Source organism: Thermosynechococcus vestitus BP-1 (assembly GCF_000011345.1).
Classification (GTDB): Bacteria; Cyanobacteriota; Cyanobacteriia; order Thermosynechococcales; family Thermosynechococcaceae; genus Thermosynechococcus; species Thermosynechococcus vestitus.
The window spans coordinates 865,462-889,275 of the sequence record NC_004113.1; the positions used below are offsets into that span (position 1 = coordinate 865,462).

Sequence of the window (23,814 nt, forward strand, 5' to 3'; positions counted from 1 at the left end):
GTGCAGCCAATGACTCGTGCACGGATTGCTGTGGATGCCATGGGGGGTGACTATGCTCCCGATGAGATTGTTGCTGGTGCCCTCAGAGCCAGTGAAGAATTAGATGCCGATATTCTCCTTGTGGGTAATCCGGTGCCCATTCAGCGCTACCTTGATGAACATGCCCCCACAGCCAAGCCCCAAATTGTTGCAGCCAATGATGTTGTTGACATGGGGGAAGAACCCCTCAGCGCCCTCAAACGTAAGCCCAAGGCCTCGATTAATGTGGCCATGGATCTGGTCAAAGCAGGTGCAGCCGATGCAGTGGTTTCCGCTGGTCACTCAGGGGCAGCCATGGCGGCGGCACTATTGCGCTTAGGTCGACTCCCCGGCATTGATCGCCCAGCCATTGGTGCAGTTTTACCCACCCTCCTCCCCGGCAAATCCGTTCTTGTTCTCGATGTCGGTGCCAATGTAGACTGCCGCCCCAAATACCTTGAGCAATTTGCGGTCATGGGCTCCATTTACAGCCAATACGTTCTGGATGTTGAAAATCCCAAGGTGGGCTTACTCAACATTGGCGAAGAGGACTGCAAAGGCAACGATCTGGCCCTAAAGGCACATCAACTCCTGCGGCAAAATCGCCAAATCTCCTTCTTGGGCAATGCAGAAGGCCGCGATGTCCTGTCGGGACAATTTGATGTTGTGGTCTGCGACGGCTTTGTTGGCAATGTTCTGCTCAAATTTGCTGAATCCTTGGGGAGTGTCCTTGTACAAATTCTCCGTGAAGAGTTACCTCGCGGCTGGCGGGGTCAACTGGGTACGGCGCTGCTGCGTCCCAATCTCCGCAAAATTAAGCAGCGCATTGATCATGCAGAACACGGGGGTGGCCTCCTTTTGGGGGTGGATGGCATCTGTATCATTAGCCACGGCAGTTCCCAAGCGCCCTCGATTTTTAATGCCATTCGCCTGGCCAAGGAAGCAGTGGATCATCGGGTTTCAGAGCGGATTCAGGCCTGTTACCAGGATGCGGTTGCCGTTGAGGATCAGGCTTAGTGACTGTGCAGGGCGTTAAATTTAGCGGCGTGGGTGCGGCAACCCCCCGTCAATGCTTGACCAATGCCCACCTCAGTGCTCTTGTGGACACCTCAGATGAGTGGATTCAGTCCCGTACCGGCATTCAAGAACGGCACGTAGCGGCTCCTGATCAGCGCCTTGTGGATCTAGCCAGCGAAGCCGCAGGTGCGGCCCTACAGATGGCGGGACTAGACCCCACAGCGGTAGACTTGATCATCTTGGCCACCTCGACGCCCGATGATCTCTTCGGTACGGCCTGCTTGGTGCAAACTCGCATTGGGGCGGTGAATGCCGTGGCCTTCGACTTAACAGCGGCCTGTTCTGGCTTTCTCTTTGCCTTGGTCACGGCGGCTCAGTATTTGCGCACCGGTGCCTACCGCAGTGCCCTTGTCGTTGGGGGAGATATTCTCTCCCGTTGGGTCGATTGGGGCGATCGCCGCACCTGCATTCTCTTTGGCGATGGCGCCGGCGCCATGGTCTTGCAAGCCAGCGATGTCGATCAGCTCTTGAGCTTTGAACTGCGCAGTGATGGTCGCCTCAATGAGCACCTGACCCTTGCCTTTGCGGGGACTCCCCAGACCCTAGGGGAAAATCTCGCGATCGCCCAAGGGGGATTTGCTCCCATTACTATGAATGGCCGTGAAGTTTATCGCTTTGCCGTCACCCAAGTTCCCGAGGTGATTGAGAAAGCCCTGCACCGTGCCGGGTGTACGGTTGAGGAAATTGACTGGCTGGTGTTGCATCAGGCAAACCAGCGCATCCTTGACGCGGTGGCTGAGCGTTTAGGTATTCCTCAGGAGAAAGTGATTAGCAATGTGGGTCAGTGTGGCAATACCTCCGCCGCCTCGATTCCCCTCGCCCTGAGCAAGCCGATTCAACAGGGGCATATTCAACCTGGAGATTTAATTGCCACCGCTGGCTTTGGCGCCGGTTTAACTTGGGGAGCTGCCCTGTTCCGCTGGCAATAGCCTATGCAAGGGGACACTGACCTGCGTACATTAACGATGCGGGTAGAGGCAATTCTATACCTGAAGGCCCAGCCCCTGACGCTGACTGAACTGGCAACCCTTGCCGGCACTGACCGTGAGGCCATTGAACTGGCGCTAATTGAGCTACTCAACGACTATGCCCATCGCCAGACGGCCCTTGAGATTGTCCAAATTGACGATAAATATAGCCTGCAACTAAAGTCCGCCTTTCAAGAACTGGTTCAGTCCCTTGTCCCCGTTGAACTGGGGGTTGCGGCACAACGCACCTTAGCCCTAATTGCCCTTCGTGGACCCATTCGCCAACCAGAGGTGATTGCCCTGCGGGGTGCTAACGCCTACCAACACATTCAAGAACTCCTTACCTTAGGGTTTATTCGGCGGCGGCGGGATAGTCAAAGTCGTTCCTATATCCTCCAAGTGACTGAGCGCTTTCACCAGTATTTTCAGGTGGATCACCTGCCAACTATTGCGGAGCAGAGGGCGGACGATTCACATACTCACTGAGCAACTGGGAGGGCAAATCATCAGTTATTGCCAATTGCAGATTCAAAAGAGTAACTGCGAGCTTGTCTTGATCTAGTGTGTTGCGCCCCAAGGCCTTGAGAATGCGCCGCAATTGAGCCGCAATTTCTGCCCCAAACATTGTCAGATTTTCATCGGGCAGTGCCGGCAACCAATCCATTGCCCCATGTTCTACTGCCCATTGTCGCTGCACGGGGGAAATATGGTTGTCGTAACGATCAATGAGGAAACTGCGCAGCTGGGGATACGTTGCCTTGATCCAATTCAAGAGGTTACCAATATCCGGTTTTTCCAGTTGCGAATCAAGGAGCAACAGGTCAGGGTTGCGCTGCATCACGGTCACAAAATCACTAATGATGCGGCGGCTGTTGATTTGTCCCGATTCAACGATAACTTCTAGACCCTGACTGCGCAGGAGTTCTTGCCAAATTTGTACCTGAATGCCGGTGGGTTGAATGATGAGAATGGTGGGTTGAAGAGTAGCAGAGGCATCTGGCGGTCTGGTGGAGACAGCTTCATCGGTGCGAAATTCAAGGGTTGTTTTGCCGATAATGAAGCGATCGCCCGTTTTGAGGAGCGTTGGCACCTGAATCATTTGGCCATTGAGAACAGAGCCATTGCGACTCCCCAAATCAATAAGGTAATAATCATCATTATCTAGACGCTGAATCATCGCATGGCGACGGGAAGCCCAGCGATCTGCCAAAACAATCGTGCAGTCTTTGCCCCGGCCAATCACCCATGAATTTCCCTCAATAAGAGGGACGATATAGGTACTCGCCTCTGTGGAGATGACCAATTGTGGATACTGTCGTAGCAAGGTGATCCCTCTGCCAACTGTCTATAGGAGGTGTTATTCCAAATGATAGTCGGGACACTGAATCGCGGCCTCGGTGCCTGCCCAATCGGGATGCAGTGAACACTTTAACCGATAGTCTCCTGAAAAGAAGCGACAGCGGGCACAGGGAATTTGATGCAACCGGCGAGCGATCGCCAGCCCCTCCTGTGTCAGCTGCCACAGATTCCAAGCCAAGATGGCCAGCAGTAACCAAGCAAAACAAAAACAAATGGGCACTAGAACTGGCCCTACTGCCTGTAAAAAAGAGACTAACCAAGCAACCATAGGCGGCCACGCCAAACCCTAAAACGGCAGGGTGCTAGCTATCTATTATCTTATTTTGTGATCTTGTAATCTGACCTTAATAGTTTTTCAGCATATACCCCCTATACTAACCACATATACTAAATTTGAGTGGGGCAAATGCCCCCAGAGATAATTACAGCGGAAACACCTATGGGCATTCAAGAGATTGTTGAGCAAGCACTGCGCAACGGTTATTTGACACCAACGCAGGAAGCAGAAGTAGGGCGCATTTGCGATAAAGCTACAGAACTTTCCATGGAAGATTACATGGCGTTAGATCGCCTCATGGGTGCCCTATTGACGGGTCAAGTGGTCGCTGTCCCCCGCAAGCAATTCATCAACGTCATGGAAGAACTGGTGCTCACCGAGGCCATGACCCGCATTGCCGCCATTGAAGCAGAGCAAAAGTGCGCCCTTGATTTGGGAGATATTGCTGCCTATGCCCTCAATCGTCTGCCGCCACTTTATGCCACCACGGAAGAGGGAGCACAGTACCAGCGGCAGCGGGCCCAAGAAGAGCTGATGGACTTAATTCGCAGCCAAGTTCAAGAGGCCATTAACCACAACATGGCGCGGCCACAATTTCATCCGGAGCGATCGGTCATTGGCAAAACCTCCGGCAAAGAGGTCTTTAGCCAAGTCAGTTCTCTCCTACAAGCCTACGCCAATGACTATGAGGGTCCCAAGGGAGAGTCGGCACGGTGAAAATTTGGCTGTACGATACCACCCTGCGCGATGGCGCCCAGCGGGAAGGTCTCTCGCTCTCCCTGGAAGATAAACTGCGGATTGCCCGCCACCTCGATCGCCTTGGCATTCCCTTTATTGAGGGGGGATGGCCGGGAGCCAATCCCAAGGACGTACAGTTTTTTTGGCAGTTGCAGGAGACACCCCTACAACAGGCAGAAATCGTTGCTTTTTGTGCCACTCGTCGCCCCGGTCGCAAGGCGGCAGAAGAGCCAATGTTTGAGCCGATCCTAGCAGCCGGCACCCGCTGGGTGACACTCTTTGGTAAGTCTTGGGATCTCCATGTCACCGAGGGGCTTAAGACCAGCTTGGCGGAAAATTGCGCCATGATTGCCGATTCCATTCAGTTTCTGAAATCCCACGGACGGCGGGTGATCTACGATGCTGAGCATTGGTTTGATGGTTACCTTGCCAACCCTGAATATGCGCTCCAAACCCTTGAAACGGCTCTGGCCGCTGGTGCCGATTGGTTGGTTCTCTGTGATACCAATGGCGGTTGCCTCCCCCATCAAATTCAGGCAGTGGTGGCAGAGGTGATGGCGCACTTGGGGGGTCTTGACTGTTTGGGGATCCACACCCACAATGATGCAGGGACGGCAGTGGCCAATGCCCTGGCGGCAGTACAAAGCGGTGTGCGGATGGTGCAGGGAACTATCAACGGCTATGGCGAACGCTGTGGCAATGCCAATCTGTGTACCTTGATTCCCAATCTGCAATTGAAACTCGGCTATGACTGTGTCACCCCAGAGCAGTTGGCGACACTGACGGAAGTCAGCCGCCATGTGAGTGAAATTGTCAACCTTGCCCCCGATGATCATGCCCCCTATGTGGGGCTGTCGGCTTTTGCCCACAAGGGGGGAGTCCATGTCAGTGCTGTGCAGCGCAACCCCCGTACCTACGAGCATATTGAGCCGCATTTGGTGGGCAATCAACGGCGCATTATTATTTCTGAGCAGGCAGGTATCAGCAATCTCTTGGCGAAAACCAGTGAACTCGGCTTTGAGTTGGATCGGCAGCATCCCCTGAGTCGGACGATTTTGGAACGCATTAAGCACCTAGAAAGCGAAGGCTATCAATTTGAGGCGGCGGAAGCTAGCTTTGAACTGCTGATTCAGGAGGTCCTAGGGCAACGCCAGCGACCCTTTACCCTCAAGGGCTTTGATGTCTTTTGTCGCACCGATTCACGCCAACTGGAGGCCACGATTCGCAGCCAGTCTTTGGCCACGGTCAAAGTTGAAGTCAATGGTGAGGAGATGCTCACGGCGGCGGAGGGCAATGGCCCTGTCTCGGCATTGGATCAGGCACTGCGCAAGGCCTTGATGTCCTTTTATCCAGAGATTGCCGAGTTTCACCTGACGGACTACAAGGTGCGGATTTTAGATGGTCATGCGGGCACGGCGGCCAAAACTCGGGTACTGGTGGAATCCAGTAATGGGCGCGATCGCTGGGCAACGGTGGGCGTCTCTGCCAATATCATTGAAGCCTCCTACCAAGCGGTTGCCGAAGCCCTCGAATATGGCCTACAGCGCACTCGGCGATCGCAGGCTTTCCCTTTAGTCCCCTCCTAAAGCCTCCTAGGGCTGAGCTTGGCAAAATCCGCTAAGATCAAAACTGGTGTTTAGGTTGCATCACTGCCAAGGAGCCCCGTGTGCTCAGCACCCTCAAAGCAGATTTCCAAATTATCTTTGAGCGGGATCCTGCTGCCCGCAATTGGTTAGAGGTTGTTTTTTGCTATCCCGGACTGCAGGCCATTGTTCTCCATCGGTTGAGCCACTGGCTTTGGCGGCGGGGCATTCCCTTTATCCCCCGGTTCATTTCCCACATTGCCCGCCTCCTCACGGGGATTGAAATTCACCCCGGTGCCACGATTGGCAAGGGGGTTTTCATTGATCATGGCATGGGGGTCGTCATTGGTGAGACGGCCGTTGTGGGGAACTACTGTTTGATTTATCAAGGGGTGACCCTCGGCGGTACCGGTAAAGAAACAGGAAAGCGCCACCCCACCCTTGGTGAAAATGTGGTTGTTGGTGCAGGGGCAAAGGTGTTGGGCAACCTCACCATTGGGGACAATGTGCGCATTGGCGCAGGGTCTGTGGTGCTGCGGGATGTGCCTTCCGATTGTACGGTGGTGGGGATTCCCGGGCGGATTGTCTATCGTGCAGGAGCCAAAATTGCCCCCTTGGAACACGGTCAACTGCCTGACTCTGAGGCCGAAGCCATTCGCTATCTTTTGGATCGCATTGAACTCCTAGAGCAACAGGTGCAAACACTGCAACAGCAGAAAAAGGTGCCTGCCCTTGTTCAAGGACATTTGCAACCATCCCAAGGACAGGCCTGTCGCCTCAGCGATCGCCCCATTGAAGAGTTTCTCAACGGCGCTGGTATTTAGGCTGACCGCGCATAACACAGCCCGCAAACTCCCCAGCGCTGGAGTTCTTTGAGCGGCGTGGGGCACTGACAGCGGGGACACAGAGGATAGTCTCGCAATCGCTGGCGGACTTGGGCTTGCCACCGTTGAAAGGCCTCCTGGGGAGTGGCTGCAGGTGCCACATTGGGAAGATGCCCTACTTTCGGTAAGGCCTCATGGTGGGCGATCGCCGGGCTTTGGGGGCGCCAGTCCCGATTGGAAAAGCGAATATCCCTGAGGGTAATGCCTAGGGTCTGCTGAATTTTAGCGATCAGGGGCGATCGCGAGAACATTAGATGATGTGCCCAAGTACTACTGGCAACCGCCACGAGCAAAACCCCTTGAGCGGTAAGTTCCAGCGGTACAGTGTGCTCAGCCACAATCGTCCCCACCAGCTCTGGCCAGTGCTTTAAGAGACGCAAAAAATCCCGTGGCTGCTGCCATTCAGGAGCCTGCTGCCATTGCTGAAGTACCGTGGCCAGGGGGGTATAGGCCATTGGGGACTATTTCCGACTATTTCCGACTATTCGTGATCGTATTCCTCTTGCTTTTGCCGCTGCTCAAGGCGAATCGGTTGCTGTTCTTCCCAAGGATCCGCAGAGGGTTCTGATTCCGGTAGTTCTACGGGCATGGCTTGGGCTGGAGGTTTAACTTGGCGGGGGCGAGGACGCTCTTCGTACTCATACTCCTCCTCCTCGTACTCCACATACTCGGGCTGACGACGGCGCCGCCGTGGAGCAGTTTCCCAATCGACTTCGTAATCGCTGCGGCTGCGTTGGGGGGGATAGACGGGCGATCGCGCCCCTGAAGGCAGTTGATTACTGCTCGGCGTAACGGGTTGATAGTACTCATCCTCGTCGCTTTCCCAAGGAGGTGCTCCTAGACCAATCCGTTCTAAGAGTCCCACTGTCAATTGCCGCAGGCGGGTTTCTGCCCCTTCAAAGACGATAATGCGATCGGGTCCGGTGCTGACAATTTCCTCAATGGGCAATTCGTAGGTGCTAATCAGTTGGGCCGGAATCCATGGCAAGCCAATGGACGCCAAAATCAAATCCGTAATGTCGCCCGTGTCTGGATCAAACTTAAAGCCCCGCACCTTACCCAGCAATTCGCCGGTTTCCGTCACAATCTCACTATCAATCAGTGTGCTGTAGTTGTAGGTATTCAGAGCCTCGATGACATCATCATCGTGCTCAACGAGAATGACATCGCCAATTTGGCGAATACTGTCGAGAAGAATGTAGCGTTGCTCTCCGGTAAAGAGGGTATTGCGTACCCCCAAGGCCACCACTTGCCGCTGGTCAGTATCGACCCAAACTTGATTAATGACGCCTAACTTCCGACCAGTATCACGGGTAATTACCTGTGTACCGATCAAATCTGCCCGTTGCAGCAATTGCGTCGATATGGTCATGCCTTTGTGTATCCCAATGAATCTTAGTAATACTATAGCGGCGAATACCGATGGTACGCCAAAGGCGATCGCAGGAGTCATCCATTCCCCATGCCATCGGTGCTTCTAGGCTAGCGCATTTTTGCCAAACTGCTGCGTTGGATCGGACTATTTCCCTAGGATAGACTGGGTCAGTGCCATCACAGGCTGCATGAACGGTACTTCCTCACCCGAGAGCACTTGATGGACGACTTCGGGCAGAACTTGGTACGTCGCCTGAGCCGCCTTCTCATCCTTGAAGGCCTTGATGATTGTGCGGTACCACAGCAAGAAGCCATCCCGCAGGGCATCCAGATCTGCAAATAACATCGCGGTTGCCGCTAGGCGCAGCACATGCTTGCGATCGCGCCGACACACCGCTGCATAGTCCTGATTACCCTTACGGAAGATGTGGGGATTTTTGAGCCGCAGTTGCTGATCTACCTGATCAAGGATTTTCTCCTCAGCATCCCGGATTTTTTCGTAGGCACAAATGCGCTGCTCTGCCGCCGCTAGATAATTTCTGAGAAATTCTAGTTCCGTCGCACTGGCATAGCGACCGTCGGCCTCAAGGCTGAGTTTTTCCAGTTGACGCAGCATAAGTCTTGCCCCAGAGCAATTCTATTCTGACAAAATTGAACTGCCGAGGGCAAGGACAGGCTGCATCACCCGTTGTTCTTCGGGCGTGAGCAGTTGCTTGATCATGGTCGGCAGGTACTTGCCATAGGTGGAGGAAGCGGCGGCCTCATAGTTGAAGGATTTGACAATCGTGCGATACCACAGCAGGAAGTTATCCCGCAGCAAATCTAACTCGGAAAAGAGCATTGCCGAAGCACACAGGCGAATCGTATCCACCAAGTCGCGACGGCAGATTTCTGAGCGATCGCCATTGACGAAATGGAAACAGTGGGGATTTTCTGCCTTTTGCATAGATTGAATTTTATCCGCCATCATTTCCGCCTCAGCACGGATTTTTTCGTAGGCACTGATGCGAGTCTCCACCGAGGCCAGATAATCATGCAGAAAGTTTAACTCCTCAGGACGAGCATAGCGACCATCGGCAACAACGGTTAAGTGATTCAACTGACGGAACATAGGGCAATCCTCGCTAGAAAATCAATGAACACACTTCCCTATCGCTTATCGTTTCACCAGCTCCCCTTGGCGCAGGCGTTTTTCAATATCCCGTGCCGTCGCTCCTTCGTTTTGCCAGAAGGCAGCAGCATCAATGCGATCCTGTTTACCGACGAGGAACTTACAGTAGGTTTCCCCCATGGCGTAGCACTGCAACTCAATGCAACCCAGGGGCTTTTGAATCAAGCCCGAAAAGAAGCCGGCAAATAGACCAGCATAGATATAGCAGACCGGTTTGCCCACATCCCCCAGAGTGCGTGCTACCACGGAGTCAAAGATATTGATGAACATAAAACCGTTCTTTTGCTCCGTGAGATCCACTTCCCAGTTTCCCCAGCCTAGGGTTGTAAAGGGCCACCACCAAGCCTCTAGAATAAATGTCAAAGCAGCCTTGCGTAGCTCCCGCTGGTACTCCTGCTCAAAGTGTTGCTTAAAGACAACTGCATCGCGCTTACCCCATTCTTCGCCAATTCTGTACATAACGAGGGTCGAGGCAGGGCCAACTTCCTCTTCGAGACCTTCCACTAGACCAATAACAAAGTCTTCGGTCGCTAAGGCAATCCGCTGATCATACCAGTCAGTAATGCTGCCCCGTTGGCTATCAAATTGGAGATAGTCCCGCAGGCTATAGTGATTGGTGCGGCTTGGATGGATTTGGTGTAACCGATGCTGATAGCCCTGGGCAGGGATCATAGGATTGGCACTTTCAGCAGCGTGAGACGGCGTGACAGAAACCATAGATCAGCGAATTGCCCCCTATTGTGCTTCAACGTTAGGTACTAAGCAGCCACACTTTTTAGGCTAAAAGATTTTTCAGAGTCGTGACTCCGTACTGCCACGGATTTTTTGCCTAACGACACATTTGTATAAGTTCTGTTTCATTGATGCAGGGGATGCCCAATTCTTGAGCACGTCGTAATTTGCTCCCTGCTTTTTCGCCCACCACCAGATAATCCGTTTGCCGACTCACACTCTCACTCACGTGGCCGCCGTGTTTTTGGATCAGGGCTTTTGCTTGCTCACGGGTGAGGGTGGGCAGGGTGCCGGTAATCACAAAACGTTTGCCATTGAGGGATTTCTCCGTCGTCAGGGCCTTTTGCGCAGGGTGAAGCGCTGCCGCCAGTTGCAGTCCCAATGCCTGCAGATCAGCAATTAGAGACTGGTGATCAGGGTCTTGAAACCACTCCTGAACTGCTTGGGCAATTTCCTCACCAATGCCATCAACCCCACACAGATCGGCGACGGTGGCGGTGGCGAGTTCCTCAACAGACTTGAATCGATCGGCAAGCAGTTGGGCATTGACACTCCCCACATGGCGAATGCCTAAGCCGTAGAGCACCCGTGGCCACGGTTGTTGTTTCGAGTTGGCGATCGCCACCAACAATTTATCAGCGGACTTTTGACCCATACGCTCGAGGCTCAACAATTGTGCTGCCGTCAGGCGATAGAGATCCGCAGGGGTGCGCACCAATTCCTTCGTCACCAATTGCTGTACCAGCTTTTCCCCTAGGCCTTGAATATCCAAGGCATCCCGACTTGCCCAGTGCCGGATCTGGCCGCGCACGATCGCTGGACACCGAGGATTGCCACAGCGACTCACCGCCTCATTGGCAGGACGCACCACTGGCTGGTGGCATTCGGGACAGGCGGTGGGCATCGTAAAGGGTCGAGCCGTTGGCGGTCGCAATTCAGGAAACACCCGCACAATCTCTGGAATGATTTCCCCTGCTTTGTGGATGACGACTTTATCGCCAATGTGCAAATCCAACTCAGCAATGTAGTCTGCATTGTGCAACGTTGCCCGTGATACAGTGGTACCTGCTAATTGCACCGGCGCCAGTTCAGCCACGGGAGTAAGGGCCCCTGTGCGTCCCACCTGAACCGTAATCGCCAGCACATCGGTAATGGCCTGCTCCGGTTCGTACTTCCAAGCAATAGAACCTCGGGGAAACTTTTGCGTAAACCCAAGGGTCTGTTGCAGCTTTAAGTCATTGAGCTTGACCACAATGCCATCGGTCAGATAGGGCAGTTGGTGGCGTGCGGTTTGCCAGCGATCGTAGTAGGCTTTCACAGCCTCGAGGTCAGGGCAGTCGGCATGGTGGGGATTGACCCGAAAGCCAAGGTGTTGCAGTGCATAGAGCACTTGCCGCTGCGATTGGGGTTCCCCTGCTTGGTTCTCCCCCAAAGGAACGCTACCCCCTTCAGGCAAATGCAGGGCATAGGCAAAAAAGTCTAATTGGCGTTGGGCAACAATGCGGGGATCCAGTTGACGCAGGGTACCAGCTGCGGCATTGCGGGGATTGGCGAAGGGGGGCTCCCCCTGGGCTTGGCGTTCTTGGTTGAGTTGATGGAATCGCTCCAAAGGCAAAAAGGCTTCGCCGCGAACCTCAACGACAGGGGGTGGATTGTCAAGGGCTAAGCGCAGGGGAATTGGGCGAATTGTGCGCACATTGCTGGTAACATCCTCACCGCGTTGGCCATCGCCCCGAGTCGCTCCCCGCACGAGTAAACCGTTTTCGTAGGTTAAGGCAAGAGCCACGCCATCCATTTTGAGTTCGCAGACATATTCTGCTGGGGGGAGGGGCTCCTCTTGCCGTAGGGTGCGCCAATAGCGCTGCCAGCGTTCCTGCCACGCCACCATGTCGGCAAAGGTAAAGGCATTTTCAAGGCTATAGAGGGGAATGCGATGGCTAACACTCTCAAATTGACTGACGGGCGCTTCACCGATCCGCTGGGTGGGACTGTCGGGGGTAATGTACTCGGGATAAGCGGCCTCTAATTCCTGAAGCTCGCGATAGAGTTGGTCATAGACCTCATCTTCCATGATCGGCTGATCGAGGGCGTAGTAGGCGTAGCTCGCACGCTGAAGTAAGCGCCGCAGTTGTTGAATTCGTTCAGCGGGGGGTTCCTTCAAGACCATTTGCCCTATGAATCTGTACTCTTTTTGGCGCGTGGCTTGGCCACATGGGGCAGTCCCCAGCCCAGTTTTTGCTGCAGCACATGGAAGAATTCTGGCGCCCGCAGGCGAATAAAGCGGGCGCGGTAGGGGGCACGTTGCACAAAAACCTGATCCTCTGGCTGAATGTAGCAACCCGCATTGCCATCCACCACAAGAATCAGATGCTTGAAGGGGTTCGCTGGGTAGATCCACACTGGTTCGCTGTTGGAAAAGACAAGGGCACGGGAGGCTAAAGAGTGCGGACAAATGGGCACCAATTGCAAAGCTGCCACGCCTGGGGTAATCACAGGACCCCCTGCCGAGAGGGCATAGGCCGTAGAACCCGTGGGGGTAGAGAGAATTAGACCATCGGCAGCAATATCAACTCGGGCATGGGCACCCACATCCACTTCAAAGTGGCACATTCCCGTCAGGGGTTCTTTGTGGATCACCATTTCATTGAGGGAGAGAGCTTCCCAAATGACGGTTTGATCCCGCAGGACTTGAACCGTGAGCATCGTGCGATCTTCAATCGTGTAGTCGCCGCGTAGCACTTGATCAAGGGCAGGTTCTAGATCGGCCACGTAGCCCTCGGTAAGAAAGCCCAAGTGCCCGGTGTTGATGGTGAGCAGGGGAATCTCGCAGGGAGCCAACTGCCGAAAGGCAGAAAGCACCGTGCCATCGCCGCCAAGAACAACCGCAAAGGCCATGGAGGCATCAAAGCCAGGGGGCACCAGTTGATCAATGGGGGTATGGCAGACGGGACTATCGGGACGGGAATAGCCAAGAATGCCACCAATTCCCGTGGCCATGTGTACTTCCCAGCCCTGAAGTTCTAAAATTCGGCGGACATGGGCAGCTAACTCGACCGCAAGGGGTTTGCCTTCGTTGTAGATGATCCCCGCCTTCACAGCAACTCCTAGGGGGTGGACTTAAAGGGACTGCGTTTTTTGCGTCCAGATTTTTTCTGTTTGGCTTTTTCGTAATCCAATTCTTTGAGTTTACGCAGAATTCGGGTGAAATAGTCCTGTAAATACTCCTCAAGGGTCAGGGTTGCGTTGGGATCGAGGTCAAAGGTGCGATAGACGTCCTCCATCGGGGCATTGAAAACTTGACCACTGGCAATCACTTCCGTAAAGGCCAGGCGATCGCTAATGTTCCATGTCCACTGAAACCACTGGGTGGCCTGCCGTGCTGCTCGCAAGACGCCAATGGGCAAGCGGGTAATTTTTGCCTGCTGTCCTGAGAGGTTTTCACATAGCTGAATAATTTCATCCGCTGTCCAAGCGCGGGTGCCCGCTAAGTCAAAGGTTTTGCCATAGGTGGCAGGCCGATCAATGGCCCGCACTGCAAATTTGGCCACATCCTGGGTATCCATGTAGGCAATGGCGGTGGACTCTCCTAAAACCCAAATGGATTGATTTTCCAAAATCGGGATCGCATATTGGCCAATTAAGCCCTGAAAGAAGCCACAGGGACGCAGAATCGTGTAGTTTAGCCCCGATTCGCGCAGGAAGTCCTCGGTACAGTGTTTGATTTGCATCAGCGGCACCTGGGGATAATCCTGCGCCCTCATAATTGAGAAAAAGATCAAGTGTTCAATATCAGCAGCCTGGGCAGCCTGAATCAGGTTGACTTTGCCTTGCCAGTCCACTGCTGCGATGGTTAGCGTATCGGTGGGACGAGTGGCAGAGGCATCAATGACTACCGCGGCTTTGGCGTACTTCAGTGCCTCAAGAATACTGTCGGCGGCACAGAGGTTTCCCTGAAGAATCGTGGCGCCCCACTCCCGCAGAAATGTGGCTTTGGCCGGACTGCGGACAAAACAATAGACGTGATGTCCTTCATCTAGGGCACGGCGGACAATTTGCCGCCCTAGGGTACCTGTACCGCCAACGATAAAAACGTTCATGAAAAACTCTAGTCATAAATCTTAACTTTTGTAATACTTTATCAGAATTCCCGACGGAGGCGATCGCCCTTGGGGATCATTGTCCCTTAGGCAAAGGAAGACGGATTAAAGGGCAAAGTCTTCGCAGTGGAGCGTTTCCCATGTTTTGCGCCCCGTTACGGGATTGGTGCCACTGGCAACCTTGCAGAGTTTGCGTTGGGCGTCTTCCCGCAGTTCCACATCGGTAAAGTCAGCACCGGTGATAATGGCATCGTCAAAGTTGGTATTAAAGGCAAAGGCACCCTCAAGAATGGCATTGGTGAGGTTGGCCTTGGTCAGCCGTGCAGTGTCCAATGTGGCGTAGCGCAGATCAGCACCTTCGAGGTTAGCGGTTTCCAGGTTGGCACCAAAGAAGCTCACCCCCTGGAGATTGGTGTGGCTGAGGTTGCTATGGAAGAGATTCGCTTTTGTGAATTCCGACCCCCGCAGATCCCGTCCGGAAAAGTCCATGTTGATCAGGGCTTCTTTCGTATAATCTTCGGCGATCGCTCCTGGGGGTGTGAGCAAAATCCACAGGATGGCCAATAGCAGTGCTACCCACCAGCGCCAGTAACGGCTAATGGTGATTATAACAGCGGAGGATAACAGTAGCATAGGCAACACTATATTCTAGGGGAAGTGTCTATTGTTCAGATTATCAGCATGGAGATTTCTCAGGCTGAGTGGGTACGCGATACCTTTATTGATCATCGCTATGCCCAAGGCTACTTTCTCATGGGGGCGGGCGATCGCCTAGAGTGGTACACCAGCCGCCAGCGAGCCCTAATTCCCTTGGATGAGCGGTTTCGCTATCCCGCCTCACTGCGACGGGTGCTCAATCAAAATCGCTTTCAAGTAGCCATTAACCGAGATTTTAGTGCTGTCGTGGAGGGGTGCGCCGATCGCCCGATGACCTGGATTACCCCCCGTCTCAAGGAAGTGTACCATCTGCTTTACGCCACAGGTTGGGCGGTGAGTTTTGAAACGTGGCAGGGGGATGAACTCGCAGGGGGTATTCTCGGTATTGTTATTGGCGGTGCATTTATTGGTGAGTCTATGTTCTATCGCATTCCCAACGGCTCAAAAGTAGCGATGGTAAAACTGGTAGAACATCTGCGGCAGCGGGGCTTTTTACTGTTTGATGCTCAACTGCAAAATCCTCATCTTGAGCGCTTTGGGGCATATGTTGTCAGCCCTCGCAAGTATCGTCAGTTATTGGCACAGGCCATTCGTAAGCCCTGTCAATTTCTCTAATGTTTTAGGACAGGTACCTGCCCTATTTATCTATTAAAAAAATTAATCTATTCTTAAACCAAATTTAATTCTTGAAGTTAATTATTAAGTTGTTTATCAATCCACTCATTTTGGCAATTTTTATGAATGTTTTTGAGAAGAAAAGCTACACTGTTAGCCAAGAAGCATTCCTCTCAAAAAGATGATCACTCTACGCCGGCAAAAGCCCCTGCTTTTTTTGTTGCTTTCTCTGGTCAGCGGTTTGATTGTCAGCTTTGCTCCATCTCCTGTCCAGGCCTACGTGAATTTCCCAGCCTTGCCGGACACCTATGTCAATGATCTGGCCCAGGTGTTAGATGACTCCCAGCGAGAGCAGGTGCGTTCGCAACTTCAGGCCTTTCATCAACGCACCAATCAACAGGTACTGCTAGTCACTATTAATTCCTATCAGGACCACAGCAACGAACACGCCAGTTTTGAGGCGTTTGCTAGGGATTTGTTTAATCATCGAGGGGTGGGGAGCCGTTGGCGCAACGATGGTGTGATGCTGCTAGTGGCTCCGGGCAATCGCAAGGTGCGCATTCAATTGGGCAGTGCCTACGGCAGCGGTTGGAACTCCCGTATGCAAGCAGTGATTGACAACAACATGTTGCCGGATTTTCGTCGTGGCCAACTGGGGCAGGGGATCATCAAAGGTGTGGGCGCCTTACTCAATACATTGCAGACCGGCGAGCTAACAAACTCCGGTAGCAGTGTTCCGGCAACTGGCCTGTTCAGTTTTCTGAGCTCTTTTGTTGTCTTTCCGGGGCTGTTTATTGGAATTTTCTTTATTGGAATTTTCTTCTTGCTTATTACCATCTTAGGCTTAAGGCTTGCGGCCAAGATTGCCCCGTCCAACTTTGTGCAATCCGGCGATCGCTCTCGCGCCTCCCACAGCAATGATGACGATGATCGCTACTACAGTGACACCAGCGATGACACTTACTCCAGCTATAGTGATAGTGATAGTTTCTCGAGTAGTAGCGATGAAGGTGGGCAGTCCTCTGGCGGTGGTGCCGAGGGCAGCTGGTAAACTGATTGCCCCCTACTAGAAATGGCGATCAAGGTGCTAAAATAGCGTCGTTCCGTAGCACATGAGACACTCTCTTGACGCAGGCGACAAATCTCCCGGGTCTTGATTCCCCCCAAATTGATGAGTTTTTGCAGGAATTAGCGACCATCCAAGACTCTGGTCCTAAACGGATTGCGCTCCTTGGCTCGCGTCATGTCCCCATTACCCATCAGCACCTTATTGAAATGATGAGCTATGCCCTGGTGCTAGCTGGAAACCGCCTGATAACCTCAGGTGCCCTTGGAACCAATGCGGCGGCCATTCGGGGGGCAATGCGGGCAGACCCCAATTTGTTGACGGTGATCTTGCCCCAGAGTTTAGAGCGCCAGCCTCGGGAATCCCGCCAACAGCTGGATAAGGTAATGCACTTGGTGGAGAAACCCGAAAATGATCATCTCCCCCTTGCAGAAGCCAGCTCCCTCTGCAATCAGGAGATTATTGCCCGCTGTCAGCAACTGATTTGCTTTGCTTTCCACGATAGCCACACGCTACTGCAAACCTGTGAACTAGCGGAAGAGCAGCACAAGGTGGTCACGCTCTTTTACTTTGATTAACTGAGATGAATTGGGGACGGTTTTCCCCACCTAGGGCAATTGAGTCCCTATGCCAGAATAGGAGCAGGATTCAAGGTTGATAGTCGATGAGCGGCTTCTACAACTGGTATCGAAAGCTATTGCGGCACCCGAAGTATCGCTGGTTCATTATTGCCGCGAGCTTGATCTATTTGCTGAGTCCTCTGGATATTTTCCCCGATCTAGTGCCGATCGTTGGCCAGCTGGATGACGTCACGGTGATGGTCATCCTTGCCAGTGAGCTCGTGCAATTGCTGGTGGAGCGGATGAAAAGCCGGCGATCGCCCAACCTTACCACGACAGTAGATGTGGAAGCAGAACAAGTTTAAGGATTAATCCCGCGATCGCCAGTCACTGCCGACAGAGCGCAGCAGCCAGCGGTTTTGCACATAGCTGAGGAGACCGCTCATCAGTGTGGCTGCCATCAAAAGACCAATAGCGGGCATAAAGAGGGGTTCCCAGAGGCGAATCCACAGATTAAAGCCCAGGGGTAGATTCAAGGAGCGGCCAACAAGGGCAGCCACAAACCAGCCAAAACTGGCAAGGACAAAAAAGGTATCTGCGACTAAGAGCCAATGGATCACGTCCCGCAGCCGTGCCATGATTACCCCCCCAGTACCCATTGTTTGACGCGGGCAAGGCTCTCCCAATCGGGTTTACGCCTCAGGCCGTCGGCAAAGTTATCGATGACCTCTTGGCGCAGCTCGGCCACAGCGGCAACAACGGTTTGCGCCAATTCAATGTGGGGACGAACGCCCTTTTGTCCGGTTTCTAGCATGGCCACCGCAAGGTTAATGCGCGCTTGGGGGTCTTCAGGGTTGAGCTTGACTGCTTTTTGGGCAGCCTTTAGGGCAGATTGGGGCTTGTCCTCCAGAAGGTAAAGCCATGCCAAGCAGGTCCAAGCGGAGCTACTTTTTTGAGCACGCTGGCAAATCTCTTTGAAAGTAGGAATTAACTCTGAGGCAGGCGCTCCCTCTTTGTAGCGGGCGATCGCCGCCTCAAATTGACGTTCAACGTCACTTACAGACTGAGATGGGGTCAAGGGCAGGACTCCTTAGGCAGAAAATGAGGTACCACAGCCACAGGTTTGGGTAGCATTGGGATTCGTAAACTTAAAGCCGCCACCAATCAGGGCGTTGCTGTAGTCCAGAACCAAGCCATAAATGTAGAGCATACTCTTGGGATCGGAGACCACCTTGAAGCCGTCATAGTCAAAGACTTCATCATCGGGACGGATATTAGCGGGGTCTTCAAAGTCCATGGTGTAGGACATCCCTGCACAGCCACCCCCCTTGACGCCCACCCGCAAACACAGGTCTTTGCCGTGCTTATCGCGGAGCTCGAGCAAATGCTTGAGGGCAGCTTCGGTCATCATGATTCCCTTGGCGGGTTGTGTGGCCTGGGTCATCACCCACTCCTAAAAGACTCCAAACTTTATCGTAGCAAGTTCAGCGGTGGGTCACCATCTCGTGGGCACGCTTGAAAGCTTCGTCAAGGACCTCCGAGAGGGTGGGATGGGTGTGGACATTGAAGGCCAAGTGGCTCACCGTCTGGCGATCGCGAATGGCATTAGCCGCCTCTTGAATTAAATCCGCAGCATGGAGACCAAAGATATGCGCCCCCAATAGCTCGCCGGTATCAGCGCGGAAGATCACCTTGGCTAGGCCATCGGTTTCCGTTTCCGCCAATGCCTTGGAGTTGCCCTTAAAGTAGGTGCGTGCCACCTGCACCTCAAAGCCTTCTTTTTCCCCTAGCTCCCGGGCTTGGGGTTCCGTCAGGCCGACAAAGCTCATTTCTGGGTGAGTAAAGGCCGCCGCAGGAATACTGCGATAGTCCACTTGGCGAGGCCGTCCGACAATGGTTTCAACAACGGCAATCCCCTGCGCCGAAGCGGCATGGGCCAGCATCATTTTCCCTGTGGCATCGCCGATCGCCCACAAATGGGGAACGGGTTTCCCTTTTTTTGTTACCGCCAAATACTCATTGACGGGGATAAAGCCACGCTTATCGGTGCTCACACCTACACTCTCTAGGCCAATGTCTTGGGTAGCGGGAATGCGACCGGTGGCCACAAGGCAGGCATCCACTTCGAGAACATCAACCACTTCTTGGGTTTTCCCATCTGCGAGTTCAATGACCACCGGGCTACCGGGGATGACGCGCTTGGCGAGGGTGCCGCTGTAGGTTTCAATATCGCGCCCAGCAATCAAGATCCGCTGTGCCTGTTTAGCAATATCTGGATCAAAGGTGGGCATCAGTTGATCCAGGGCCTCAATCATTGTCACTTCACTGCCGAGGGCCGTGTAAATATCGGCAAATTCTAGACCAATGTAGCCGCTGCCAATAATGGCCACCCACTGCGGCAACCAATCCAGCTTAATGGCATCGTCACTGGTATAAACCGTCTTGCCATCCACTTCAATACCGGGGGGCACCCAAGGCACTGACCCCGTCGCAATGATGATGTCCTTGGCCGTAATGATTTTTTCCCCCGTGGGGGTGGTGATGCTCACTTTTTGGGAACCCGCTATTTTCCCTCGGCCAATGAGGATATCCACACCGAGGCGCTTGAGACTGTTGGTGAGATCACTGCGGATCTTTTGAACTAAGTTGGCGGCATGGGCAGCAACGCCGGCGCGATCCACATTCACCTGCCCCAGTTGAATCCCCAAGGCTTGCCAGTGGCTGGCTTGGCGAAGTTCCCGTACCCGTCCGGCTGCCGCCAGGAGTGCCTTTGAGGGAATGCAGCCGCGGTTGACGCAGGTGCCCCCCATCTCTGCCGCTTCCACTATCGCTGTTTTTAGGCCAACACTGACGGCATGGAGGGCAGCCCCATGCCCCCCGACACCAGCACCAATAATGACGAGATCGTAGTCAAAGCTCAAGGACGCTTCTCCCCAACTGCATTCCCTTAGCTTATCAAAGGGCGTCCCCCCTGAGAACTTAGGCCTTTTGGCTATAGGCAGTTAGGGGCTCTTTGATCCAGCGAATGTAGAGATGTTTGAATGTGGATTTGAGGACGCGGGGGGCGCCAAAGTCAATGGGCATCATTTGCTGCGGCAGTTGCCAATCGCGAATTGTTAGTTCATGGGGCTGTGCCAAGGGGAACTCAATCTCACTCAGCTCATAGTTGTAGCCGAGGGCGGTGGCAGCGCGTTGGGTGGGAATGCGCTCAGGGTCAACATTCAAGATAGCCACAAAGGCGCGATCGAGGGCAAAAACATCGCGACTGGCACCCAAAACATGCAGGGGTCGCGGCGTGCCACCACTGGGGCCGTTGCCTTCATGGCCAATAATGCCATCCATAATTGTGAGGTCGGGGGCGATCGCCCGTGCGGTTTCCACAAGCATGCGGCCAAAGCGATCGGCATCCTTACCTGCTTCCATGTGCCACCATGCCTTCATTTTGCCGGGGACACAGCCAAAGAGATTCTTCACCCCGAGGGTGAGGGTCAGTTGCACGTGGGATTTGACTTTGGGGAGGTTAATGACCACATCGGCGGCCATTGCTTCTTTACTCAGGCGCAGGTGGGCAAATTCGGGATTATCTGTGGCATAGCGATCGCCATGGAATTCAATGACGGGTAAATTTAATGCCTGAATATAGGGCAGGTATCCATTGCTGCGGGCAACCCCCAATGCGGAGCCAAAGGCAGGTCCATCCCCAAGAAAGGGTTTGCCACCGGCGGCTTGTACCATTTTGGCAACGCAATAGACCAGTTCAGGACGGGTCACGCATTCCTGCTTTGGCCGTGCCCCCGTGAGTAAATTGGGCTTGAGGAGCACGCGATCGCCCGGTTTAACAATTGCCGCCATTCCCCCCAAGGGCGCCAGGAGTTCTTCAAGAGAGCCACTGAGAGGGTCAAGGTCATAGGAGGTTGCCCGCAGTAAGCTTACACTTGGCATTAGAGGTTCCTCATTGCTTGGCAGTCTTTCCCCACAGTGTGCCACAAAGCATTATAGAGCGACATCCTCTAGCCACCTCCCTGATCCACCTCAATTCACAGGTGAAAATAAAAAAATAGCCAAAAAATACCCTAAGGAGAATTGATGCCCCCCAGGGAGCGATCGCAAATGTCCCAAGGCCCTGAGTCAGAATTTCGGCAGCAGGTGGAGCGCCTGCATCGCTTTACTGTTGTCATGCGCTGGAGTGTGGTGCTCTTTCTTTGGCTGACTGTCGGCATCTGGAGTCTTTGGGGCTTCCGTTATGAAATTAGCCTCATGGGTGAGCATTTTACGTGGGCAGCGTTGCGCTATGGCATTCTTTTCAATCGGCTGCCGGCGATCGGTTTGGCGCTGTGTATTGCCATGACCCTGAGCGTTCTGTACTGGCAGACCCGCAACATTTTCTGGGGGAGATCCCCGCGGTGGCAGCAACGTCTCGAAAAACAAGTCCTGCGCATTCGTCAGCAGGGGCAAGGTCATCCCCTATGGCATTGGGTGTGTCGGCAGTAGCAGCGCTGCAAGGGGCCCCGGCACCGGGAAAATAATTAGCAATAGCAACACCAGCGCCATCAGGCCAAGGGCATCGCGCCAGTTATCCAATTCACTGACATCATTGAGGGCAGGTTCATCAAAAGCGGGCATAAAGAACAAGATCAGTGCCCAAACAAAAAGCCACGGTTGAATAAAGGAGAGAATCAGCACTAGTAAACGGCTGACTTGGCCAATGACTGCCCCCGTCCGATGACCGTACATCCCATGGACAATGTGACCCCCATCCAATTGACCCACAGGCATCAGGTTCAAAGCTGTCACTACCAAACCTAGCACCCCCGCCACTGCCATCGGATGGAGGTGTAGCGCACTGTTACTCTTGAGGGCAGTGCCAAAAATGGCTTTGGCAATCAGGGTAAAAAGAATCGAAATACGGGGACTAAACAGGTGGGGATTCAGGGGCTGTCCCGAAGCATTGACTGGCAGTTGCACCACCTCGGACTGCTGTAACCCCCAAACTAGAATTGGTAGCGTCACGATCAACCCAGCAATAGGACCCGCAATACTAATGTCAAAGAGGGCACGGCGATGGGGAACTGGCGATCGCATCTGGATAAAGGCCCCCAGTGTGCCCATGGCAAAGGGCAGGGGAATAAAGTAGGGCAGCGTTGCCTTCACACCGTAATACCATGCAGTAGCAAAGTGTCCCAGTTCATGGATGCCCAAAATCAACAGCAGACTGACGCTGTAGGGCAACCCCTGCCAGAGCAAACTGGGATTGAGCCGCAGTTCCGCCGCCGTTAGATCAGGCGCCACAAGTGCCAAGCCAGCAACGGTGGTTGTGAAAAAAGTTAAGGTCAAAAGGCCAAGGCTGAGACCAGGACGAAAAAGCTGTTGGGGCTGGGGCAGACGATCGCGGGGAATCAGGGCAAAAAAAGGCTTATTCCTCAAACCCATTTGAAACATAACCAGAAAGCGATCGCCAAAGCGTTGGGCAATATTGCGCTCCACTGTTTCATAGACTTGGTTGGCATCACCGCGCAGTTGCCCACGGCAGATCACCGCCTGTGGACGATACTCAATTTGCTGCAGGTAGTACATTCCCCAGGGGAAACAGCTCTGCAATTGCGTTTCTTCCTCCTGATTGAGGAGCTTGCCATTGTCCGTCAGTGGGGGTGGCGGCGGAGCCGGTAAGGAGGACTGGCCTCGGCGCAAGAGCACAAGGTAGAGCACCGAACTGCTGACAAAGATCAGGATCAGCCATCCCGAAGGCACAGGTGTATTCCCCAACAGCAGCAGCCAACCCGCAATAAAAAAGGCTGGCAACATCAGCACTAGCCACAGGAGCCACCAAGGGGTTTGACTGACACGGGCAGCACTCTGGCGGACAATAAAGACCAAGATTAAACCCAATACAATAAGGGAAATCCATGTCATGATTTCGATACCTGTGGCTCAACAACAGAAACTGCCCCGCCTTGTATTACCGAGGGTCTATGGGTTTCCACCCAACCGCGAGACACTGGGAGGTACTGCTTATCTCATTGTAGAAAACGATGGCAATACCCTGATTGATTCCCCCCCTTGGACAGATGGCAGCCAACATTGGCTCAGGGAGCAGGGTGGCGTTAAGCGCCTCATCCTTACCCACCGGGGGGCGATCGCCCGCGTCAGGGCCATTCAGGACACCTTTGACTGCGAAGTGATGATCCATGCCCAGGAGGCCTATCTGCTGCCCCAAGTGACGGTAACCCCGTTTAACCACCATCTGGCCATTGGTGAAACCCTGGAAATTCTCTGGACCCCCGGTCACTCTCCCGGCAGTGCCTGTGTCTATTGGTCCTGCCAAGGGGGCGTTCTCTTTACGGGTCGTCACCTCCTGCCTACGCCCACCGGAGAATTAGCACCGATTAAAACGGCTACCACCTTCCACTGGCCGCGGCAACTGCGCAGCGTTGAGGCACTAAAAGCCTTCTGTCGGCAGAAGTCCTTGAGTTATCTGTGTCCGGGGGCAAATATGGGTTTTCTGCGGGGGACGCTGGCGATCGCCAACGCCCAAGCCGTCCTGCAAGGACTCTCAGTTGATAACCTTCTTTGCGACAAGTTTTAATGTTTTCTTAATTTCCTCTTCAGGGTAATTTTCAGGGCCACGGGTTCGGAAATAA

The 23,814-nt window shown here is 53.6% G+C and carries 29 protein-coding genes; 12 read left to right on the top strand and 17 right to left on the bottom strand.

Going from position 1 to position 23,814, the window contains the following annotated elements:
- Positions 1-9 precede the first annotated feature (9 nt).
- The 3 genes from plsX to scpB are packed head-to-tail and all read left to right on the top strand — an operon-like array spanning position 10 to position 2,549.
- Entirely contained in the window at positions 10-1,035 is a 1,026-nt protein-coding gene (gene plsX / locus TLL_RS04280) for a phosphate acyltransferase PlsX (protein WP_011056688.1), read from the top strand.
- A complete protein-coding gene (locus TLL_RS04285; RefSeq protein WP_011056689.1) occupies positions 1,035-2,024 on the top strand; it encodes a beta-ketoacyl-ACP synthase III in 990 nt (329 codons plus the stop codon). The genes plsX and TLL_RS04285 overlap by 1 nt, the downstream gene beginning before the upstream one ends.
- 3 nt (positions 2,025-2,027) lie before the next feature.
- On the top strand, positions 2,028-2,549 hold the full coding sequence (gene scpB / locus TLL_RS04290; RefSeq protein WP_011056690.1) for an SMC-Scp complex subunit ScpB: 522 nt from the start codon (positions 2,028-2,030) through the stop codon (positions 2,547-2,549).
- Here scpB and TLL_RS04295 read toward each other — a convergent pair.
- Together TLL_RS04295 and TLL_RS04300 are read right to left on the bottom strand one after the other, a co-directional pair.
- On the bottom strand, positions 2,509-3,387 hold the full coding sequence (locus TLL_RS04295) for an FHA domain-containing protein (RefSeq protein WP_164920764.1): 879 nt from the start codon (positions 3,385-3,387) through the stop codon (positions 2,509-2,511). The genes scpB and TLL_RS04295 overlap by 41 nt on opposite strands.
- 33 nt (positions 3,388-3,420) lie before the next feature.
- On the bottom strand, positions 3,421-3,690 hold the full coding sequence (locus TLL_RS04300; protein WP_011056692.1) for a hypothetical protein: 270 nt from the start codon (positions 3,688-3,690) through the stop codon (positions 3,421-3,423).
- 171 nt (positions 3,691-3,861) lie between these two features.
- On the opposite strand from TLL_RS04300, the gene TLL_RS04305 reads away from it, so the two are divergent.
- The 3 genes from TLL_RS04305 to cysE all read left to right on the top strand — a co-directional run bounded on the left by TLL_RS04305 (position 3,862) and on the right by cysE (position 6,844).
- Entirely contained in the window at positions 3,862-4,416 is a 555-nt protein-coding gene (locus TLL_RS04305; RefSeq protein WP_011056693.1) for a late competence development ComFB family protein, read from the top strand.
- Positions 4,413-6,023, top strand: a complete 1,611-nt coding sequence (cimA, locus tag TLL_RS04310; protein ID WP_011056694.1) for a citramalate synthase — start codon at positions 4,413-4,415, stop codon at positions 6,021-6,023. Before TLL_RS04305 ends, cimA begins: the two co-directional genes overlap by 4 nt.
- A gap of 80 nt (positions 6,024-6,103) precedes the next feature.
- A complete protein-coding gene (gene cysE, locus TLL_RS04315) occupies positions 6,104-6,844 on the top strand; it encodes a serine O-acetyltransferase (RefSeq protein ID WP_011056695.1) in 741 nt (246 codons plus the stop codon).
- Here the strand turns inward: cysE and TLL_RS04320 are convergent.
- The 9 genes from TLL_RS04320 to TLL_RS04360 form a co-directional block, all read right to left on the bottom strand.
- Positions 6,841-7,359, bottom strand: a complete 519-nt coding sequence (locus TLL_RS04320) for a DUF721 domain-containing protein (protein ID WP_011056696.1) — start codon at positions 7,357-7,359, stop codon at positions 6,841-6,843. The genes cysE and TLL_RS04320 overlap by 4 nt on opposite strands.
- Before the next feature lie 26 nt (positions 7,360-7,385).
- The gene (locus TLL_RS04325; RefSeq protein ID WP_164920765.1) at positions 7,386-8,276 is read right to left on the bottom strand and encodes a PRC-barrel domain-containing protein; all 891 of its coding nucleotides are present in this window, start codon (positions 8,274-8,276) and stop codon (positions 7,386-7,388) included.
- 147 nt (positions 8,277-8,423) lie between these two features.
- Positions 8,424-8,894, bottom strand: a complete 471-nt coding sequence (locus tag TLL_RS04330; protein ID WP_011056698.1) for an allophycocyanin subunit alpha — start codon at positions 8,892-8,894, stop codon at positions 8,424-8,426.
- Positions 8,895-8,915: 21 nt separating this feature from the next.
- Positions 8,916-9,389: an allophycocyanin subunit beta gene (locus TLL_RS04335; protein ID WP_011056699.1), complete on the bottom strand. Its 474-nt coding sequence runs from the start codon at positions 9,387-9,389 to the stop codon at positions 8,916-8,918.
- Between the two features lie 45 nt (positions 9,390-9,434).
- A complete protein-coding gene (locus TLL_RS04340) occupies positions 9,435-10,121 on the bottom strand; it encodes a V4R domain-containing protein (protein WP_164920766.1) in 687 nt (228 codons plus the stop codon).
- Positions 10,122-10,278: 157 nt separating this feature from the next.
- The gene (gene ligA / locus TLL_RS04345) at positions 10,279-12,348 is read right to left on the bottom strand and encodes an NAD-dependent DNA ligase LigA (RefSeq protein ID WP_011056701.1); all 2,070 of its coding nucleotides are present in this window, start codon (positions 12,346-12,348) and stop codon (positions 10,279-10,281) included.
- A gap of 5 nt (positions 12,349-12,353) precedes the next feature.
- Positions 12,354-13,277, bottom strand: coding sequence for an NAD(+) kinase (locus TLL_RS04350; protein ID WP_011056702.1), 924 nt, complete (start codon positions 13,275-13,277; stop codon positions 12,354-12,356).
- An 8-nt stretch (positions 13,278-13,285) separates the two neighbouring features.
- Positions 13,286-14,278, bottom strand: a complete 993-nt coding sequence (locus tag TLL_RS04355) for an NAD(P)H-binding protein (RefSeq protein ID WP_011056703.1) — start codon at positions 14,276-14,278, stop codon at positions 13,286-13,288.
- Positions 14,279-14,383: 105 nt separating this feature from the next.
- The gene (locus tag TLL_RS04360) at positions 14,384-14,911 is read right to left on the bottom strand and encodes a pentapeptide repeat-containing protein (RefSeq protein WP_164920767.1); all 528 of its coding nucleotides are present in this window, start codon (positions 14,909-14,911) and stop codon (positions 14,384-14,386) included.
- Between the two features lie 48 nt (positions 14,912-14,959).
- Here TLL_RS04360 and aat point away from each other — a divergent pair, with 48 nt between their 5' ends.
- The 4 genes from aat (at position 14,960) to TLL_RS04380 (ending at position 17,541) form a co-directional block, all read left to right on the top strand.
- Complete coding sequence (gene aat / locus TLL_RS04365; protein ID WP_164920768.1) at positions 14,960-15,550, top strand: leucyl/phenylalanyl-tRNA--protein transferase; 591 nt, start codon at positions 14,960-14,962, stop codon at positions 15,548-15,550.
- Between the two features lie 181 nt (positions 15,551-15,731).
- Positions 15,732-16,601: a TPM domain-containing protein gene (locus TLL_RS04370; RefSeq protein WP_011056706.1), complete on the top strand. Its 870-nt coding sequence runs from the start codon at positions 15,732-15,734 to the stop codon at positions 16,599-16,601.
- A 74-nt stretch (positions 16,602-16,675) separates the two neighbouring features.
- A complete protein-coding gene (locus TLL_RS04375; protein WP_164920769.1) occupies positions 16,676-17,194 on the top strand; it encodes a DNA-processing protein DprA in 519 nt (172 codons plus the stop codon).
- Between the two features lie 86 nt (positions 17,195-17,280).
- A complete protein-coding gene (locus TLL_RS04380; RefSeq protein ID WP_011056708.1) occupies positions 17,281-17,541 on the top strand; it encodes a YkvA family protein in 261 nt (86 codons plus the stop codon).
- A gap of 3 nt (positions 17,542-17,544) precedes the next feature.
- On the opposite strand, the gene TLL_RS04385 is transcribed toward TLL_RS04380, so the two are convergent.
- The 5 genes from TLL_RS04385 to TLL_RS04405 are packed head-to-tail and all read right to left on the bottom strand — an operon-like array spanning position 17,545 to position 21,118.
- Positions 17,545-17,814: a hypothetical protein gene (locus TLL_RS04385; RefSeq protein WP_164920770.1), complete on the bottom strand. Its 270-nt coding sequence runs from the start codon at positions 17,812-17,814 to the stop codon at positions 17,545-17,547.
- Between the two features lie 2 nt (positions 17,815-17,816).
- Positions 17,817-18,254, bottom strand: coding sequence for a tetratricopeptide repeat protein (locus TLL_RS04390; RefSeq protein ID WP_164920771.1), 438 nt, complete (start codon positions 18,252-18,254; stop codon positions 17,817-17,819).
- A gap of 12 nt (positions 18,255-18,266) precedes the next feature.
- A complete protein-coding gene (locus TLL_RS04395) occupies positions 18,267-18,620 on the bottom strand; it encodes a HesB/IscA family protein (RefSeq protein ID WP_126986038.1) in 354 nt (117 codons plus the stop codon).
- A 40-nt stretch (positions 18,621-18,660) separates the two neighbouring features.
- On the bottom strand, positions 18,661-20,097 hold the full coding sequence (lpdA, locus tag TLL_RS04400; protein WP_164920772.1) for a dihydrolipoyl dehydrogenase: 1,437 nt from the start codon (positions 20,095-20,097) through the stop codon (positions 18,661-18,663).
- A 58-nt stretch (positions 20,098-20,155) separates the two neighbouring features.
- Complete coding sequence (locus TLL_RS04405) at positions 20,156-21,118, bottom strand: DUF362 domain-containing protein (RefSeq protein ID WP_164920773.1); 963 nt, start codon at positions 21,116-21,118, stop codon at positions 20,156-20,158.
- Positions 21,119-21,262: 144 nt separating this feature from the next.
- Here TLL_RS04405 and TLL_RS04410 point away from each other — a divergent pair, with 144 nt between their 5' ends.
- Complete coding sequence (locus tag TLL_RS04410; protein WP_011056714.1) at positions 21,263-21,667, top strand: hypothetical protein; 405 nt, start codon at positions 21,263-21,265, stop codon at positions 21,665-21,667.
- On the opposite strand, the gene TLL_RS04415 is transcribed toward TLL_RS04410, so the two are convergent.
- Entirely contained in the window at positions 21,641-23,086 is a 1,446-nt protein-coding gene (locus tag TLL_RS04415; RefSeq protein WP_011056715.1) for a site-2 protease family protein, read from the bottom strand. The two genes, TLL_RS04410 and TLL_RS04415, sit on opposite strands and share 27 nt — an antisense overlap.
- Between TLL_RS04415 and TLL_RS04420 the strand changes: the two genes are divergently transcribed.
- Positions 23,085-23,759: an MBL fold metallo-hydrolase gene (locus TLL_RS04420; protein WP_011056716.1), complete on the top strand. Its 675-nt coding sequence runs from the start codon at positions 23,085-23,087 to the stop codon at positions 23,757-23,759. The genes TLL_RS04415 and TLL_RS04420 overlap by 2 nt on opposite strands.
- Positions 23,760-23,814: the final 55 nt, after the last annotated feature.

Coding starts and splice junctions, on each gene's coding strand:
- TLL_RS04380 (WP_011056708.1), top strand. CDS start 17,281: ATGAGCGGCTTCTACAACTGGTATCGAAAGCTATTGCGGCACCCGAAG.
- TLL_RS04320 (WP_011056696.1), bottom strand. CDS start 7,359: ATGGCCTATACCCCCCTGGCCACGGTACTTCAGCAATGGCAGCAGGCT.
- ligA (WP_011056701.1), bottom strand. CDS start 12,348: ATGGTCTTGAAGGAACCCCCCGCTGAACGAATTCAACAACTGCGGCGC.
- plsX (WP_011056688.1), top strand. CDS start 10: ATGACTCGTGCACGGATTGCTGTGGATGCCATGGGGGGTGACTATGCT.
- aat (WP_164920768.1), top strand. CDS start 14,960: ATGGAGATTTCTCAGGCTGAGTGGGTACGCGATACCTTTATTGATCAT.
- TLL_RS04330 (WP_011056698.1), bottom strand. CDS start 8,894: ATGCTGCGTCAACTGGAAAAACTCAGCCTTGAGGCCGACGGTCGCTAT.
- TLL_RS04385 (WP_164920770.1), bottom strand. CDS start 17,814: ATGGCACGGCTGCGGGACGTGATCCATTGGCTCTTAGTCGCAGATACC.
- TLL_RS04405 (WP_164920773.1), bottom strand. CDS start 21,118: ATGCCAAGTGTAAGCTTACTGCGGGCAACCTCCTATGACCTTGACCCT.
- TLL_RS04420 (WP_011056716.1), top strand. CDS start 23,085: ATGATTTCGATACCTGTGGCTCAACAACAGAAACTGCCCCGCCTTGTA.
- TLL_RS04305 (WP_011056693.1), top strand. CDS start 3,862: ATGGGCATTCAAGAGATTGTTGAGCAAGCACTGCGCAACGGTTATTTG.
- TLL_RS04360 (WP_164920767.1), bottom strand. CDS start 14,911: ATGCTACTGTTATCCTCCGCTGTTATAATCACCATTAGCCGTTACTGG.
- TLL_RS04340 (WP_164920766.1), bottom strand. CDS start 10,121: ATGATCCCTGCCCAGGGCTATCAGCATCGGTTACACCAAATCCATCCA.
- TLL_RS04415 (WP_011056715.1), bottom strand. CDS start 23,086: ATGACATGGATTTCCCTTATTGTATTGGGTTTAATCTTGGTCTTTATT.
- TLL_RS04395 (WP_126986038.1), bottom strand. CDS start 18,620: ATGACCCAGGCCACACAACCCGCCAAGGGAATCATGATGACCGAAGCT.
- TLL_RS04325 (WP_164920765.1), bottom strand. CDS start 8,276: ATGACCATATCGACGCAATTGCTGCAACGGGCAGATTTGATCGGTACA.
- TLL_RS04335 (WP_011056699.1), bottom strand. CDS start 9,389: ATGTTCCGTCAGTTGAATCACTTAACCGTTGTTGCCGATGGTCGCTAT.
- TLL_RS04355 (WP_011056703.1), bottom strand. CDS start 14,278: ATGAACGTTTTTATCGTTGGCGGTACAGGTACCCTAGGGCGGCAAATT.
- TLL_RS04370 (WP_011056706.1), top strand. CDS start 15,732: ATGATCACTCTACGCCGGCAAAAGCCCCTGCTTTTTTTGTTGCTTTCT.
- scpB (WP_011056690.1), top strand. CDS start 2,028: ATGCAAGGGGACACTGACCTGCGTACATTAACGATGCGGGTAGAGGCA.
- TLL_RS04300 (WP_011056692.1), bottom strand. CDS start 3,690: ATGGTTGCTTGGTTAGTCTCTTTTTTACAGGCAGTAGGGCCAGTTCTA.
- TLL_RS04410 (WP_011056714.1), top strand. CDS start 21,263: ATGCCCCCCAGGGAGCGATCGCAAATGTCCCAAGGCCCTGAGTCAGAA.